The sequence below is a fragment of the uncultured Salinicola sp. genome (assembly GCF_937921195.1).
Taxonomy (GTDB): domain Bacteria; phylum Pseudomonadota; class Gammaproteobacteria; order Pseudomonadales; family Halomonadaceae; genus Salinicola.
On record NZ_CALFQK010000007.1, the window covers coordinates 12,889 to 28,686 of the forward strand.

At 65.2% G+C, this 15,798-nt stretch carries 14 protein-coding genes; 10 read left to right on the top strand and 4 right to left on the bottom strand.

Annotated features, from left to right (window positions below):
* Positions 1 to 70: 70 nt before the first annotated feature.
* Together Q0602_RS00500 and Q0602_RS00505 are read right to left on the bottom strand one after the other, a co-directional pair.
* On the bottom strand, positions 71 to 601 hold the full coding sequence (locus Q0602_RS00500; RefSeq protein ID WP_298837325.1) for a DUF5943 domain-containing protein: 531 nt from the start codon (positions 599 to 601) through the stop codon (positions 71 to 73).
* 139 nt (positions 602 to 740) lie between these two features.
* A complete protein-coding gene (locus Q0602_RS00505; protein WP_298837328.1) occupies positions 741 to 1,718 on the bottom strand; it encodes a dipeptidase in 978 nt (325 codons plus the stop codon).
* 268 nt (positions 1,719 to 1,986) lie between these two features.
* Here Q0602_RS00505 and Q0602_RS00510 point away from each other — a divergent pair, with 268 nt between their 5' ends.
* From Q0602_RS00510 to Q0602_RS00520, 3 genes are read left to right on the top strand one after another with little or no spacing between them, the layout of a single operon-like run.
* Positions 1,987 to 2,532: a helix-turn-helix domain-containing protein gene (locus tag Q0602_RS00510; RefSeq protein ID WP_298837330.1), complete on the top strand. Its 546-nt coding sequence runs from the start codon at positions 1,987 to 1,989 to the stop codon at positions 2,530 to 2,532.
* The gene (locus Q0602_RS00515; RefSeq protein ID WP_298837333.1) at positions 2,525 to 3,262 is read left to right on the top strand and encodes an AzlC family ABC transporter permease; all 738 of its coding nucleotides are present in this window, start codon (positions 2,525 to 2,527) and stop codon (positions 3,260 to 3,262) included. The genes Q0602_RS00510 and Q0602_RS00515 overlap by 8 nt, the downstream gene beginning before the upstream one ends.
* Positions 3,259 to 3,606, top strand: a complete 348-nt coding sequence (locus Q0602_RS00520; protein WP_298837335.1) for an AzlD domain-containing protein — start codon at positions 3,259 to 3,261, stop codon at positions 3,604 to 3,606. Before Q0602_RS00515 ends, Q0602_RS00520 begins: the two co-directional genes overlap by 4 nt.
* A gap of 274 nt (positions 3,607 to 3,880) precedes the next feature.
* Here Q0602_RS00520 and Q0602_RS00525 read toward each other — a convergent pair whose 3' ends face one another.
* Positions 3,881 to 5,008, bottom strand: coding sequence for a GlxA family transcriptional regulator (locus tag Q0602_RS00525; protein ID WP_295036490.1), 1,128 nt, complete (start codon positions 5,006 to 5,008; stop codon positions 3,881 to 3,883).
* Positions 5,009 to 5,403: 395 nt separating this feature from the next.
* Here Q0602_RS00525 and efeU point away from each other — a divergent pair, with 395 nt between their 5' ends.
* The 4 genes from efeU to efeO (Q0602_RS00545) all read left to right on the top strand — a co-directional run bounded on the left by efeU (position 5,404) and on the right by efeO (Q0602_RS00545) (position 9,834).
* Entirely contained in the window at positions 5,404 to 6,252 is an 849-nt protein-coding gene (gene efeU / locus Q0602_RS00530) for an iron uptake transporter permease EfeU (protein ID WP_298837338.1), read from the top strand.
* Positions 6,253 to 6,255: 3 nt separating this feature from the next.
* Positions 6,256 to 7,410, top strand: a complete 1,155-nt coding sequence (gene efeO, locus Q0602_RS00535) for an iron uptake system protein EfeO (protein WP_298837340.1) — start codon at positions 6,256 to 6,258, stop codon at positions 7,408 to 7,410.
* Between the two features lie 106 nt (positions 7,411 to 7,516).
* Positions 7,517 to 8,815 carry an iron uptake transporter deferrochelatase/peroxidase subunit gene (gene efeB / locus Q0602_RS00540; RefSeq protein ID WP_298837342.1) on the top strand — a complete coding sequence of 433 codons (1,299 nt, stop codon included), beginning with the start codon at positions 7,517 to 7,519 and terminating at the stop codon, positions 8,813 to 8,815.
* 155 nt (positions 8,816 to 8,970) lie between these two features.
* Positions 8,971 to 9,834, top strand: coding sequence for an iron uptake system protein EfeO (efeO, locus tag Q0602_RS00545; RefSeq protein ID WP_298837344.1), 864 nt, complete (start codon positions 8,971 to 8,973; stop codon positions 9,832 to 9,834).
* 13 nt (positions 9,835 to 9,847) lie between these two features.
* Here the strand turns inward: efeO (Q0602_RS00545) and Q0602_RS00550 are convergent, their stop codons facing one another.
* Positions 9,848 to 11,092: a DUF2254 domain-containing protein gene (locus Q0602_RS00550; RefSeq protein WP_298837347.1), complete on the bottom strand. Its 1,245-nt coding sequence runs from the start codon at positions 11,090 to 11,092 to the stop codon at positions 9,848 to 9,850.
* Positions 11,093 to 11,248: 156 nt separating this feature from the next.
* Here Q0602_RS00550 and Q0602_RS00555 point away from each other — a divergent pair, with 156 nt between their 5' ends.
* The 3 genes from Q0602_RS00555 to Q0602_RS00565 form a co-directional block, all read left to right on the top strand.
* Complete coding sequence (locus Q0602_RS00555; RefSeq protein WP_298837351.1) at positions 11,249 to 12,259, top strand: DNA topoisomerase IB; 1,011 nt, start codon at positions 11,249 to 11,251, stop codon at positions 12,257 to 12,259.
* A 159-nt stretch (positions 12,260 to 12,418) separates the two neighbouring features.
* Complete coding sequence (locus Q0602_RS00560) at positions 12,419 to 13,498, top strand: beta-propeller fold lactonase family protein (RefSeq protein WP_298837354.1); 1,080 nt, start codon at positions 12,419 to 12,421, stop codon at positions 13,496 to 13,498.
* Positions 13,499 to 13,818: 320 nt separating this feature from the next.
* Positions 13,819 to 15,798, top strand: a 1,980-nt coding sequence (locus tag Q0602_RS00565; RefSeq protein WP_298837357.1) for an NADP-dependent isocitrate dehydrogenase, incomplete at its 3' end; no start/stop codon positions are given.

Below are 15,798 nucleotides of genomic sequence, written 5' to 3' on the forward strand. Positions count from 1 at the left end.
GTGCGGCCGCCACGAGTTCTTCAGTACACGGAATTGCTTGAATTATTGATGGCTGTCGCGAGGGCCGCCGTCAGCGCGGCGTGACGTCGAAGTAGCCAACCTCGCAGCCCGCCTCGGCACCGCTCTGGGTCTGCTCGGCGCGGGTGCGCAGGCTGCTGCCGCGGGCCTCGAGAATCTGGTCCATGGCGCCGGCGAACCAGCCGGTGAACATGTACTCCTCCTTCTTGCCGGTCTTGCCCAACTGGTAGACGAAGCAGGAGTGCTCCAGGCGCACCCTGGCCGTGCCGGCGTCGAGATCGATCGCCTCGGTGGCGAACAGCCCCCAGCCGCGCTGCGACAGGCGCTTCATGTAGTGTTCGAAGACCGCCTCGCCCTCGAGACCGTGCAGCTCGGCCTCCTTCTCGCACCAGTGCCAGGCGGACTTGTAGCCGGCGTCGTAGAGAATCCTGGCGTAGGCCTCCACCCCCAGCGCCTCTTCGATGGCGACGTGGTTGTTGATGAAGAAGTGGCGCGGCACGTAGAGCATCGGCAGCGCATCGGTGGTCCAGACACCGGTGTCGCTATCGACGTTGATCGGCAGTTCGGGGGCCATCTGGGTCATATCGGTTACCTCAAAAATTGTTCTGGAGCCGTAAGCCGTAAGCCAAGGAACAACCGCTTCCATCTGCCAAAACAAATGGTTTTTGCTTTTGGCTTTTTCTTCCAGCTTAAAGCTTATGGCTTACAGCTCCCCGCAGGGGTTATTCCCCCCAGACATCCTTCAACGTCCGCACCCAGTTCTCCCCCATGATCTTGCGCACCACCGGCTCGGAAAGGCCGTGGTCCAGCAGCGCCTGGGTCAGGTTGGGGAACTCGCCGATGGTGCGGATGCCCTTGGGATTGATGATCTCGCCGAAGCGGGTCAGGCGGCGGGCGTAGCCCTTGTCGTGGGTCAGCCACTCGAAGAAGGCTTCGTCCTGGCCCTGGGTGAAGTCGGTACCGATACCGATGGCATCCTCGCCGACGATGTTCATGATGTAGACGATCGCCTCGACGTAATCCTCGACGGTGGCGTTGACGCCCGCCTTGAGGAACGGCGTGAACATGGTCACCCCGACGAAACCGCCGTGGTCGGCGATGAACTTGAGCTCGTCGTCGGACTTGTTGCGGGGGTGCTCCTTGAGCCCGCTGGGCAGACAGTGGGAGTAGCAGACCGGCTTGCTTGATTCGAGAATGATCTCTTCGGAGGTCTTGGAGCCGACGTGGGAGAGGTCGCACATCATGCCGACCCGGTTCATCTCGGCGATCACCTCGCGGCCGTAGCCGGAGAGACCACCGTCGCGCTCGTAGCAGCCAGTACCGACCAGGTTCTGGGTGTTGTAGCAGAGCTGGGTGATGCCCACGCCGAGCTTCTTGAAGATCTCGATGTAGCCCAGCTTGTCCTCGAAGGCGTAGGCGTTCTGGAAGCCGAGGATGATGCCGGTCTTGCCCTCCTCCTTGGCCCGGGTGATGTCGCGGGTGGTGTGCACCGGACGCACCAGCTCGGCGTTGTCGCGCATCAGCTGGTTGACGGCGACGATGTTGTCGACGGTGGACTCGAAGTCCTCCCATACCGATACCGTGCAGTTGGCGGCCGTCAGCCCGCCCTTGCGCATATCCTCGAACAGGGCCCGATCCCATTTGGCGATGATCAGGCCATCGATGATGATGGCATCGTCGTGCAGAGATGGCGTCGACATGCGGAACTCCTCCTGGGTTTTGTGCGCCTTTCGCAGCCGTCGCGGCGTATGGCCGGAAGCCCGAAGACGATCGTTCCGCGCAGCATATCCCCGCGCTCCCTCCCCTCGCCGACCGAAAGCGAATTCGAGTGTCCCGATTGCGTCACGCCGACTTGCCTGCCTGCGACAGACTCCCGGCTCCGGAAGCCATCGTGTGGGTGCGTTATTGACGCCAAGGCGTTCCTTATATAGAACGTTCTATATAAAGAACGACTGGACACCCTCATCCATGGACGAGATCGCGCTGGAAACCCTGGGACGGCATCTCCAGGCGCTGCGCCAGGCGCGAGGCCTGTCGTTGACGCAGTTGGCCGCCCAGGCGGAGATCGCCAAGTCGAACCTGTCCCGCCTCGAGCAGGGGGTCGGCAATCCGACCATCGATACGCTGTGGCGCCTGGCGAAGCGGCTCGGGGTACCGTTCGGCACCCTGGTGGCGCCCGTCGCGACGCCGGTGGAGGAGAACGGGATCAGCGTGCGCTTGATCGAGCAGAGCCATCACCGGCATCACGATGAGCCGGCGGTCGATGTCTACCTGATGCGCTGCGCGCCCGGGACGGTGCGACACGCAGAGGCTCATGCGCCAGGAACGCGGGAGACCTTGCAGGTCGTCGAGGGTCGGGTGTCGGTCGGCCCTCCGGAACAGCCGCGCCAGCTTGCCGCCGGAGAGATTTTCACGTTCGCTGCCGATCGACCTCACGTATATCGTGCCAGCGACACGGGTGCGACGCTGCTGGTCACCATCGTCTACGCCAGGGGAGAACCATCGAATGCCTGACACCGACATGCCGTCACCCTCGAGCGGTTGGCTGATCGGCGTCCGTGAAGCGGTGCCGCTGTTGGGTGGCTACATCCCGGTGGCCGTCTCGTTCGGGTTGATCTCCACGCAGGCGGGGTTCAGCACCGTCGAGACGCTGGCGATCTCGGCGCTGATCTATGCCGGGGCCTCGCAGTTCCTGTTCGTCGGCATGATCGCCAGCGGCTCTCCCCTGTGGCTGACCGTGGCGCTGACGCTGCTGATCAACGTGCGCCATGTCGTCTACGCCCCCAATATCGCGCCCTGGCTGCCGCAAAGCCGCTGGTGGCCATGGTTGATGCACGGTCTGACCGACCAGATCTTTGCGCTGGCCCATGGCCGATTACCGCAGCTGCCCGCGACGCAGCGCGTCGGCTGGTTCTTCGGCGCCGCCCTGCTGGCCTGGCTCAGCTGGATCGCCGGCTCGTTGCTGGGGGCGGTCGCCGGCGAGTGGCTGACCCACCGCTGGCCCTTGTTGGGCGAGGTGATGCCGTTTGCGCTGCCGGCGCTCTTCCTCGTGCTGCTCGTGCCGCGTCTCACCTCCAGACGCTGGGCCCTCGCACTCGGTATCAGTATCGCCGCCGCACTGCTCTGCACCCTGACCGGGTTGACCAATATCGGGATCCCGCTGGCTGCCGCCTGCGGGGCACTCTGCTTCTATCTCGTCCGGCTGCCGGAGAGAGCCAGACCGGTGGGAGGAAAACGCCGATGAGCCTCGAACTCTGGATCGCCATGATCGTCGCCGCGCTGGGCACCTATCTGATCCGACTGCTGCCGCTGATCTGGATGCAGCAGCGCCTGAAACGCCGCGACGGGGATGCCGCCGTCGATGTGCTGCCAAAGTGGCTGGTGGTGCTGGGTCCGATGATGATCGCTGCTGTACTGGGTGTCTCGCTGGTGCCGCGCACGCCGGATCCGGCCGGCTGGCTGGCGACGGTCGTCGGATTGGGGGTCACGCTCGTCGTCTGGCGCAGGACCCGCTCACTGGGCTGGCCGGTGGTAGGCGGGGTGCTCACGTTCGGGGTCGTGGTGATCGTGGTCAGAGTCGTCATCTAGGCTCTGTACGAAAACTGTCTGCGCTCGGCGATACGGCGTTAAAAATCGGCTGGTGCGCCAGCCCGGTCAAGATACTCATTTACACCCCGTAAACTGGAGCGCCAGCCCGGTCCTCTTTCGCCGATTTTTGCCTTGTCTTGCCTTCGCTCGCCGACTTTTCATACAAACCCTAGTCTCTGCCCGTGGGATAGGCCAGGCGTCGCAATGACAGCTGGCCGGGCAACGACAACGGGCGGCACGAGGGCCGCCCGATCCGGATGTGAGAACCGTCCCCTCAGCCCAGCGCGATACTGGCGTAGGTCGGCTCCCCGCGGGCGTGGCTCAAGGCCACCGTTGCACTGCTGAATTGCATCAGCGGATCGTTGTCCGCCAATGGGGCCACCGCAGGCTCCAGCCGACGAATCTTCAGCGTTTCGCCACGATCCTCGCGCGGCGGCGTGCCGAAATACTCGCGGTAACACTTCGAGAAGTGGGGAGTGGAGACGAAACCGCAGGCGGAGGCGATCTCGATGATCGGCAACGGCGTCTGCTTGAGCAGCTGCCTCGCTCGCGTCAGCCGCAACTTGAGATAGTAGCGCGACGGAGAGCAGTGCAAGTGACGCTGGAACAGGCGTTCGAGCTGGCGCCGGGAGACATCCACGTAGCTGGCCAGCTCGTCGAGCTCGATCGGCTCCTCGATGTTGGCTTCCATCAACGCCACGATCTCGAGAAGTTTCGGCTGCGTGGTGCCCAGCACATGCTTGAGCGGCACCCGCTGCTGGTCCTCCTCGCCGCGAACCCGCTCGTAGATGAACATCTCGGAGATGGCCGCCGACAGCTCGCGCCCGTGGTCGCGCCCGATCAGGTTGAGCATCATGTCCAGCGGTGCCGTGCCGCCGGAGGCCGTGAAGCGGTCGCGATCGATCGAGAATAGCCGGGTGCTCCACGCGGTACGCGGATAGGCCTCCTGGATCGCGGCCAGGCACTCCCAGTGGATGCTGGCGTCGTAACCGTTCAGCAGCCCCGCCTGGGCCAGGGCCCAGCTGCCGGTACAGACCGACCCCACCCGCCGCAGCTGGCGCTGACGGCTCTGCAGCCAGGTCAGCAGGGCCGGGGTGACGGAGCGCTGGGGAGCGACACCTCCGCATACCACCAGCCAGTCCAGCCGCAGCGGCGAATGGGCACTGGCATCCGGTGTCACCTGCATGCCGTCACTCGCCCGAACGGGGGCGCCATCCATGGTCATCACGTACCAGCGGTAGAGCTCGCGTCCGGCAAGTTGATTGGCCATCCGCAACGGCTCGATAGCCGATGCCAAAGAGATCAGGGTGAAATCTTCCAGCAGCAGGAAGCCAAGCGTTTGCGGTTCGGGCACGGCGCCGGCGGGGGTGGGGGCGCTACCACGAGCGGGGGTGATTGCCATTTCATGTCTCCTCCAAGGATGGTTCGGCGGTTATTGTTATTGCGGTTCCCTGGCGTCTATCGCTCTCGGTCCACTGCGACTTCATCGGCGCCGAACGGCGCTCGAGTGCGGCCGTCACGTGACTTTTCAGCGTCTCGACCGGTCTGTTTCGACTGTAATCCCTGTGACCATGCGACGCATGCGTTTTTATCTCTGCGCGACATCGTCATCGTCATTAGGCACCTCGATGTCGTTTTTAGAACAGACTGTCATCCCCACGCTCCAGCGGTGTCGCGATTCGAGCAAAACGTGAAAAAGTGTTACCGGGCAGAGGTGATAACGAGTATCATTCACAGCGTTACCGTACCCTTGTCGCCCCGTCGTCGTTCACCGCGACCCACCGTTGGATGTCTGCCATGTTGGTACCCTTTCTGATCATGCTGAGAGAGGGGCTGGAAGCGGCCCTGGTCGTCGGCATCATCGCCAGCTATCTCCGTCAGACCGGCCGCGGCGCCTGGATGCCCGCGGTATGGATCGGCATCTTCCTGGCGGTCGCCCTCGCCCTGTTCGTTGGCGCGGGGTTGCAGTTCGCCAGCGCCGAATTCCCGCAGCGTCAACAGGAGCTGTTCGAGGCCCTGGTCGGCTTTCTCGCCGTCGGCGTGCTGACCTGGATGGTGATGTGGATGCGCCGCGCCGCCAGCGGCATGCGGCGGGACCTCACCCGGGCGCTCGACGAGGCGTTCCATAGCGGACGCCGTCACACCTACGCCCTGATCGCCATGGTCTTCCTCGCCGTGGCGCGCGAGGGACTGGAATCGATCTTCTTTCTGCTGGCGGTGTTCCAGCAGAGCAGCAGCTCGGAGGCGCCGCTGGGTGCGCTACTGGGCCTGATCGTCGCTGCCGTCGCCGGCCTGGCCCTCTATCGTGGCAGTTTGAGGCTGCCGCTGGCGCATTTCTTCCGCCTCACCGGCCTGTTCATCCTGCTGGTGGCGGCCGGCCTGTTCGCCGGCTCGGTACGCGCGCTGCATGAGGCGGGCCTCTGGAATCACGCCCAGGAGGTGGTTTTCGACCTGAGCGACCGTCTGCCGCTGGACACGCCGCTGGGGTCGCTGTTTTCAGGCATCTTCGGCTACCAGCCGGCCCCCACGGTGAGTGAGGTCGTGGCTTATATCGGCTATCTGGCGGTCGCGTCGTGGCTGCTGTGGCTTCGTCCGTCGTCGACCCGGGCAGCGGCGGCGACCCAGCCCCGGCACGGGAGAGCCTGAGCCATGTCACAGGCCGCTTCCATCGCGCCGCCCTCCCCCCGCAGCCTGCGCCTGGGGATGGCGTTGTCGTTTCTGCTGATGCTGGTCGCCCTGGGCGTTTTCACGCTCTCGCTGCGGGCCGTCAATCCGGTCGGCGACGACGGCCAGGTCGTCGAGGTGACCGCCAGCGGTTGCGAGCCCAACCGCCTGGAAGTGCCTGCCGGACAGCGCACGTTCACCGTGGTGAACCGGTCGGATCGGGCCATCGAATGGGAGATCATCGACGGCGTGATGGTGCTCGCGGAGCGAGAGAACATCGCGCCCGGCCTGCGCCAGCCGCTGACCGCGACGCTGAAGGCGGGTGATTACGTGATGACCTGCGGCCTGCTCAGCAATCCACGCGGCACCCTGCATGTCGTCGCCGGCGATTCGAGCGCTCCGGCGTCCACCCTTCCGGCGACCGCCTTCGTCGGGCCGCTGGCCGAGTACCGAGTCTATACCACGCTGCAGTTGCGAAAGCTCCGCACCCGCGTCGTCGAGCTGCGCGACGCCGTCGCCGCCGACGATCTCGATGCCGCCCGCCGGGCCTATCGGGAAGCGCGTCGCATCGACCTGCATCTCGCCATGCCCATCGGGCTCTACAGCGATATCGATCAGCGCCTGAACGCCCGCGCCGACGACTTCGAACAGCGCGAAGCGGATCCTGCCTTCGTCGGCTTCCACCGGCTCGCCGCCGGGCTGTTCGGGCATCAGGGTACCGCAGGCCTGAATCCCGTGGCCGCGCAGCTGGTGGCCGATGTGGACACCCTCGCCGAACGCCTGAAGCACGCCTCGATCCCGCCGGCCCAACTGGCCGCCGGCACCTCCCGCGTGCTGGAAGCGTGGCTCGATCATCACCGCGAAGGGAGCGCCATCGCGGGCCGGGATCTCGCCGATCTCGTCGCCCTGACGGAGGGAGCCGACAAGATCGTCTCGCTGCTGTCGCCACTGCTGGAGCATCGATCTCCCGCCGTCCACCAGACCCTGCAGGCCAACCTGAAGGCGCTGCAGCGGGATCTTCCGACGGCCATCGATTCGTCGACGCCATCCGGCGTCGCCGCCGGGGCCCTGCTGCAGGCGACCGGCACCCTGGCCGACTCCCTCGCCGGCATCAATCAAACCCTCACCCTGGAAGGTTAATCGACATCGGTCATCGCCCATGAGTCAGTTCGATCGTCATTCAGGCTGTCCCTTTCATCGCCGGACAGACCGTTCCCAGACAGCACCTCCCCAGGCGGACACGCCCGTGCCCGCCCATCGTGAACGCCGTCGCTTCCTCAAGGGCGCCGGCTTGACCGGCCTTGGCCTGGGACTCGGCGGGATCGGGCTCGGTGGCACCTGCCCGGCCCTGGCCGCCAGCGGACATGGCCAGGACGTGACCAGCGCGCCGCAGGCGCAGGACTCGCAGCTGCGCTACCCCTTTCACGGCGAGCATCAGCAGGGCGTCGTCACTCCCCGCCCGGCCACCGGCATGCTGGTCGCGTTCGACGTCCTGGCACGGGACCGGGACGACCTGGAAAGGTTGCTGAAGATACTGACCGAGCGGATGGCCTTTCTGACCCAGGGCGGCAGGATTCCCGAACGCGACCCGCTGTTTCCGCCACCGGACTCCGGCATCCTGGGTCCCGTGATCGCCCCTGACGGCCTGACCATGACCCTGGCGGTGGGCGCCTCCCTGTTCGACCGGCGCTACGGTCTGGCGAGCGCCCGGCCGCAACGCCTGCAGCGCATGGAGGGCTTTCCCAACGACGCGCTGGACGCCGCACGCTGCCATGGCGACCTGGCGCTCCAGATCTGCGCCAACACCCTGGACACCGGCTACCACGCGCTGCGCGACATCATCAAGAACACGCCGGGGCTGCTGATGGTGCGCTGGAAGCAGGAAGGCACCGTGCCGCCGCTGCCGCCCGCGCCGGGCGATATCGACGGCAGTGCACGTAACTTCCTCGGCTTCCGCGACGGTTCTGCCAATCCGAGTGGAGACGACGAGGCGCTGATGGACGAGCTGGTGTGGGTCGGCAGGGATCACGACGAACCGGCCTGGGCTCGCGGCGGCAGCTATCTCGCGGCGCGTATCATCCGCAACTTCGTCGAGCGGTGGGATCGCACGCCGCTGCATGAGCAGGAGATGATCTTCGGCCGTCGCAAGATGAGCGGCGCACCGCTTTCCGACAACGCCGCGGAAGGCAGGGAGCAGGACGTCCCCGATTACTCACGGGACCCGGAGGGCAAGATCACCCCGCTCGACGCCCATATCCGGCTGGCCAATCCGCGCACGCCCGCCACCGAGAAGAATCGCATCCTGCGGCGACCGTTCAACTACTCCAACGGCGTCGAGGCCAACGGCCAGCTCGACATGGGACTGCTGTTCCTCTGCTTCCAGGCGGACCTGGAGGCGGGATTCATCACCGTTCAGCGCCGCCTCGACGGCGAGCCGCTGGAGGAGTACATCAAGCCGGTGGGCGGCGGCTACTTCTTCGTGCTGCCCGGGGCACGGGACGACAGCGATTTTCTGGGCAGCGGCCTGTTGGCCGCCTCTGCCTGAGCCTGCTCGGCTCAGGCAGCGAGACTCTGGCGACGAGATTCGGGCATCAGCACTCGGGCACCCAGAGTCGTTATCGAAGACAACCGCGCTCGCGACGACGAGCCGATGATTCATGACCGCCGACTGGCACTCGGATCATTCAACGGAGACAGACAATGAAGACAACCCGACAGTGGATCGCTACCGGCGCCTTCGCGCTACTACCGCTCGCGCCTCTCACCGCCCTTGTCACGACTCCAGCCGCCCAGGCGGCGGTGGCGCCGGAAGCGCTGGTCGGCCCGGTCGCCGACTACAAGCTCTACGTACTCGACAACCTCGAGCAACTGGTCAGCCACACCCGGGACTTCACCGCCGCCGTCCAGGCCGGTGACGTCGAGAAGGCGCGGGCGCTCTACGCCCCGACCCGGGTCTACTACGAGCGCATCGAGCCCATTGCCGAGCTGTTCGCCGACCTCGACGCCAGCATCGACGCGCGGGAGGACGACTACGAGAAAGGCGTCGAGGACCCCGACTTCACCGGCTTCCACCGCCTCGAGTACGCCCTGTTCCATGACCACAGCACCGAGGGCATGGACAAGTACGCCCAGGGCCTGATGGACGACGTCGACGACCTCGACGCTCGCGTCCAGGGCCTGACCTTCCCGCCCGAGACGGTCGTCGGCGGGGCCGCCGCCCTGATGGAAGAGGTCGCGGCGACCAAGGTCTCCGGCGAGGAGGATCGCTACAGCCGCACCGACCTGTGGGATTTCCAGGCCAATGTTGACGGCGCCCGGGAAATCTTCGAGCTGTTCAAGCCGTTGGCCGCGCAGGAGGACGTCGGGTTCGTCGAGCGCGTCCAGGACAACTTCGACGACGTGGAAGAGACCCTGGCCGACTACCGCCTGGAGGCCGACGACCCCAGTGCGGGCTTCGAATCCTACGACCGGGTCAGCGCTGCCGACCGCCGAGCCCTGACCGGCCCGGTGACCGTGCTCGCCGAGGACCTGTCGACGCTTCGCGGTCTGCTCGGCCTGAACTGAACCGCCCCGCGGGTCAGTCGTTCGCCGCGCGTCTGACCCGCTGGCGATCGTCGTCCAGCGTCAGCCCCTGGTCGAAGCGCTTGAGCAGAAGTTCGCGGTGGTCGGTGACGAGACGCCCGAGGCGCTCGTCACCGATCGGCGCCAGCGCGCTCAACGCCTTCTGCAGCCGGATCCCGATCTCTACCGTGGCGGCACCGTCGCGTGCAATCGGCGTGAAGAAATCGTCGAACACGTCGGCCGTCGAGAGTGGCTCGACGAAGACATGAGAGGCGGGCTGTTCGGCTTCATCGATACCGTCGGCCGCATGCCTTGCCCACGGCGTCAGCACGCGAACGCCACAGCCAATCACGTCGATGGCGGTGCCCGGATCGTTGATACCCGGCGAGAGCGCCTTGGAGGCGACTTCGGCCAGCACGATGATGCCGAAGCGCGGGTCCTGCTCGAAGCGCCGCGACGGGCCAATGGTGAAAGCGGTGCGAATCTTCCTGATCCGCTCGTCGCTGGTCTCGCCGCTTGTGGCCAGTACGACGCTGCTATCGACGAACTTGCCCGGCAGCACCTGCACGTAGATCGCTTCTCGCTCGTTGGTCGCCATCGAATCGAGCAGCGGCATGTCGATGTGTTGAACGTAGCCAACCTCGCCGGCACGAACGGGATGCTGTCCCGGCGGGCGTTGCGCCGGCATTGCCTGGCCGCCGAGGTACGGGTTCTCGATGCGAGACTGGAAGGCGTCGCTCGCCGCGCGCTCGACCTTGGCGATGGTGTCCCGCACCCGGCCCAGCCGGGTCAGATAACCGGCCCATTTGATCAGTTGATAGACCACCAGCACGATGACCACGATCGTCGCGGCGAACAGCAGCGTGCGGCCGTCTGCGTCGTAGACATCGGCTGCCAGGGCGATGATGCCGACCAGGCTGAAGAGAAACGCGCCGATGAACGTCGCCAGGGTATTCTGCGTGATGCGGTCCTCGATCAGCAGCAGTGTCGCCCGCGGACTGACGTTGCTGGTCGCCGAGCCATACGCCGTTACCATCACGCTCAACGAGAAAGTGGTCACCGCCAGCATGCTGGAGGCGATGATATTGAGGATGCTGTCCACCGACCGTGAGCCGATGCTGACGACCGATGGGATGTCCAACCAGGGCGACGCCAGCCAGGCGACGAGTGCCGTGAGCACCCCGCCCAACGAAAAGAGCGTGGCGCGATACCACAAGGATCGGTGTAGCCGGCGCCAAACCCATCGAAAACGTCCTACCATCTCGCCACTCCCGTTCCTGGACCAGAATTCGCCCAGTCTAGGTCAAACCGTCGTGCATCGAGTGTTTTAGCGGCGCTGGTCTATCCTGATCTCGAATCCGTCACGCCAATGACGGCGGACAACACCGATGATCGGTGTCGGCAAAAGGAGTTTGCCATGACTGCCAAAACCCCGAAGCGAGTCACCCGCCACCGTTGCGGCAAGGGATTCACCTACCGCCTGGACGACGGCAAGACACTCAAGGACGAGGCATGGCGCGACTGGATCGCATCGCTGGCCATTCCGCCGGCCTGGCAGGAAGTCGAGGTCGTGCTCGACAAGCGTCACCATATCCACGCCACGGGCCGCGACAGCGCCGGCCGCAAGCAGTACGTCTACAACGCCAAGTGGCGCCAGAAGCGCGAGATACTGAAATTCGACCGAATCGTCGAGTTCGCCCAGCGCCTGACGCCGATGCGACGGGTGACCGGCCAGCATCTGCTACTCGACGGCATGCCACGGGAAAAGGTCCTCGCCTGCATGGTCAGATTGATCGATAGCGCCTACTTCCGGCCCGGCAGCGAGCGCTACCGCGAGGAGAACGACTCCTATGGCCTGACGACCATGCGTTCGAAACAGCTGACCATCGACGGCGACGAGTTGATCTTCGATTACCGAGGCAAGAGCGGGCAGGACCAGCATCGGGTGGTCGAGGATGAACGCCTGGCGAAGATCGTCGGCGAGCTCGACGACATTCCCGGCTACGAGATCTTCAAGTATTTCGATGACGACGGCCACAAGGTCAAGGTCGATAGCCACGACCTCAACGACTATATCCACGAGGTGATGGGCGAGCGCTTCAGCGCCAAGGATTTTCGGACCTGGGCCGGAACCTCGATCGCCGCGCTGGCGCTGGAGGAGCTGGGGCCCGGCGACAACGACAAGACAAGCCAGGGCAACGTGCGCCAGGCCGTCGAGCGGGTCGCCAAGACGCTGGGCAATACGCCGAGCATCGCCAAGGCGAGCTATATCGACCCGCGTGTCGTCGAGAGCTATCTCGATGGCCGGACGCTGGAACATTTCCGCAAGCTGGTCGAGACCGAACTGGCGAAAGACGACGAGCTGACCGGCCTCGACGAGCGCGCCATTCTCAAGCTGCTGCAGAGCCGGCTGGATGGCAGGCGCTGAGGGCATCGGCTCGACCTATCGGCAATCGACGCCAATGGCCGGCCGATGCTACAACGGAGCTTCATCCCTCTGCCATTCGTCGTCACCGCGCCAACGGTCGACACGCTTCGGGACGACGAGGCTTTTGCACGAACACTGTCAACCGCTCAGGAACGCCCCATGTCTCCAGCCGAACCCGCGCTCGATACCGTCGTCTACGTCGCCAACGCCGGCGATGGAACCATTGGCAGTTATCGTCTGGACCGCCAGCACGAGGCGCTGGTCCCCCTGGCCACCATCGAGGCGGCAGAGAATGTGATGCCGCTGGCCGTCAGTCCCGATCGAAGGTATCTCTACGCCGCGATCCGCAGCGATCCGCTGCGGGTCCTGAGCTATCGCATCGAAGCCAGCACCGGGGAGCTGACGGCGCTGGGTAGTGGCGCGCTCTACGGCAGCATGGCCTACATCGCCACCGACCGTACCGGCCGCTACCTGCTGGCCGCATCCTACGGCGGCAACCTGGTCAGCGTCAGCCCCATCGACGACAACGGCGTCGCCGGTGATGCCACCCAGACGCTGGGCACCGGCAGCCGCGCGCATGCCATCCAGGCGACGCCGGACAATCACCACGTCATTGCCACCAACCTGGGCGACGACCAGTTGGCCCAGTTCTACTTCGCCGACGGCGCGCTCGCCCCCAACGAGCCGGCCGTCGCCGAGACGGCTGCCGGTTCCGGCCCACGCCACTTCGTGTTTTCGCCCAGCGGACGATTCGTCTACGTACTGGGAGAGTTCGATGCCACGGTCACGACCTTCGCGCTGGACGCCGACAGCGGCACGCTGAGCCGGGTCGGCATCTGCCAGGGGTTGCCCGAGAGCCACGGCCTCGCGCCGGGCATGCCCCGTGAAGAGATTCCCGCCGGGGACGATGCGCCGCGCATCTGGGCCGCCGACCTGCACATCACGCCGGACGGCCGCTACCTCTACCTCTCCGAGCGCACCAGCAGCACTCTCAGCACGCTGCGGGCCAACCCGGAAACCGGCGAGCTGCACTTCGTCGGCAATCAGCCGACGGTGCAGCAGCCCCGCGGCTTCGGGATCGATCCCACCGGGCGCTACCTGGTAGCCGCCGGCGAACTGAGCGATCACCTGTCGCTCTATCGAATCGAATCGGCCAGCGGCGGCCTGACCCATCTCAGCGACGTCGCCACCGGCCACAAGACGAACTGGGTGGAGATCGTGGCACTCGAACGGCCGTGATCGTCGGCCCGCTGTCGGGTCACGTGAATGCGCTGGCCCACTGCCGCTGGTATACTCGGTCGCGACTGCAGGTTGTCGACAACTTTCACGCGCCGCCGCCGCGATCGATTTCAGCCCCGAGTGTTGGCCAGCCACGGTGCCAGCAACCGACACCCGGGAGGATGTCTCGCCTCCTGGTTCGAGCAAGCGTCGGGCGATCGACAGAGGATGGCGTCGAACGCTGACGTATCGAGCCGAAACGGAGGGGCGGGACGCGCACTCGAGTTTCCGCACGCACTCGACACTTCGTGTCATTGCCAAAGAGAGGTTAACGAACAGACATGTCCAATACGCCGAAGATCATCTACACCCTGACCGACGAAGCCCCGGCCCTTGCCACCTACTCTCTGCTGCCGATCATCGAAGCCTTTACCGGCACCGCCGGCATCACGGTCGAAACCCGCGACATCTCTCTGGCCGCGCGCGTCCTGGCCCAGTTCCCCGACCTGCTGAGCGAAGAGCAGCGCGTCAGCGACGATCTGGCCGAACTCGGCCAACTGGCGACCACCCCCGAAGCCAACATCATCAAGCTGCCCAACATCAGCGCGTCGGGCCCCCAGCTCAAGGCAACGATCAAGGAGCTGCAGAGCCAGGGCTACCCCCTGCCGGATTACCCGGAAGAGCCCAAGAACGACGACGAGAAAGCGATCAAGGCGGCTTACGACAAGGCCAAGGGCAGCGCGGTCAACCCGGTGCTGCGCGAGGGCAACTCCGATCGCCGCGCGCCCAAGTCGGTCAAGAACTATGCCCGCAAGTATCCGCACCGCATGGGCGAGTGGAGCAGCGATTCGCAGTCTCACGTCGCCCATATGAGCGAAGGCGACTTCTACGGCAGCGAGCAGTCCGCGGTGATCGCCAAGGCCGGCAAGCTCAAGATCGAACTGCAGCAGAAAGACGGTACCCACATCACGCTGAAGGAGGGCCTCGCCGTCAAGGAGAGCGAAGTCGTCGACGCCGCGAGCATGAGCAGCCGTCGCCTGCGCAACTTCATCGACAGCGAGATCAAGGATGCCAGGAAGCGCGGCGTGCTGTTCTCGCTGCACCTGAAAGCGACCATGATGAAGGTCTCCGACCCGATCATGTTCGGCATCGTGGTCGAGGAGTTCTACAAGGAGGCGCTGGAGAAGCACGCCGAGGCGCTGAAACTGGCCGGCTTCAACTCCAGCAGCGGCATCGGGGATCTCTACAGCGCGATCGAGAAACTGCCGAGCGAGCAGCAGGACGCGATCAAGAGCGACATCGAGGCGCTCTACAAGGAGCGGCCGTCGCTGGCGATGGTCAACTCCCACAAGGGCATCACCAACCTGCACGTGCCGAGTGACGTGATCATCGACGCCTCCATGCCGGCGATGATCCGCGATTCCGGCAAGATGTGGGGCACCGACGACGCCCTGCACGACGCCAAGGCGGTGATTCCGGACCGCTGCTACGCGACCATCTACCAGACCGTGATCGAGGACTGCAAGAAGAACGGCGCCTTCGATCCGACCACCATGGGCAGCGTGCCCAATGTCGGCCTGATGGCGCAGAAAGCCGAAGAGTACGGCTCACACGACAAGACCTTCCACATCCCGGCCGACGGCACCGTCGTCGTCACCGACGAGAACGGCCAGACGCTGTTCAGCCATGACGTCGAGGCCGGCGACATCTGGCGCATGTGCCAGACCAAGGATGCGCCGATCAAGGACTGGGTCAAGCTGGCCGTCAATCGCGCCCGTGAAAGCGGATCGCCGGCGATCTTCTGGCTCGACGCCAACCGCGCCCACGACGCCAAGCTGATCGAAAAGGTCGAGACCTACCTCAAGGATCACGACACCGACGGCCTGGATATCCGTATCCTCGCGCCGGTGGAAGCGATGAAGGTGTCTCTGGAGCGCATCCGCAAGGGCGAAGACACCATCTCCGTCACCGGTAACGTGCTGCGCGACTACCTGACCGACCTGTTCCCGATCATGGAACTCGGCACCAGCGCCAAGATGCTCTCCATCGTGCCGCTGATGAACGGCGGCGGCCTGTTCGAGACCGGTGCCGGCGGCTCCGCGCCGAAGCACGTCCAGCAGTTCCTGGAGGAGAACCACCTGCGCTGGGACTCACTGGGTGAGTTCCTGGCGCTCGCGGCGTCGCTCGAGCATCTCGGCAGCACCTTCGACAACGCTCGCGCCAAGATCCTGTCAGCCACGCTGGACCGCGCCAACGGCGAATTCCTCGACAGCGACAAGTCGCCCAAGCGCAAGGTCGGCGAGCTCGACAACCGTGGCAGC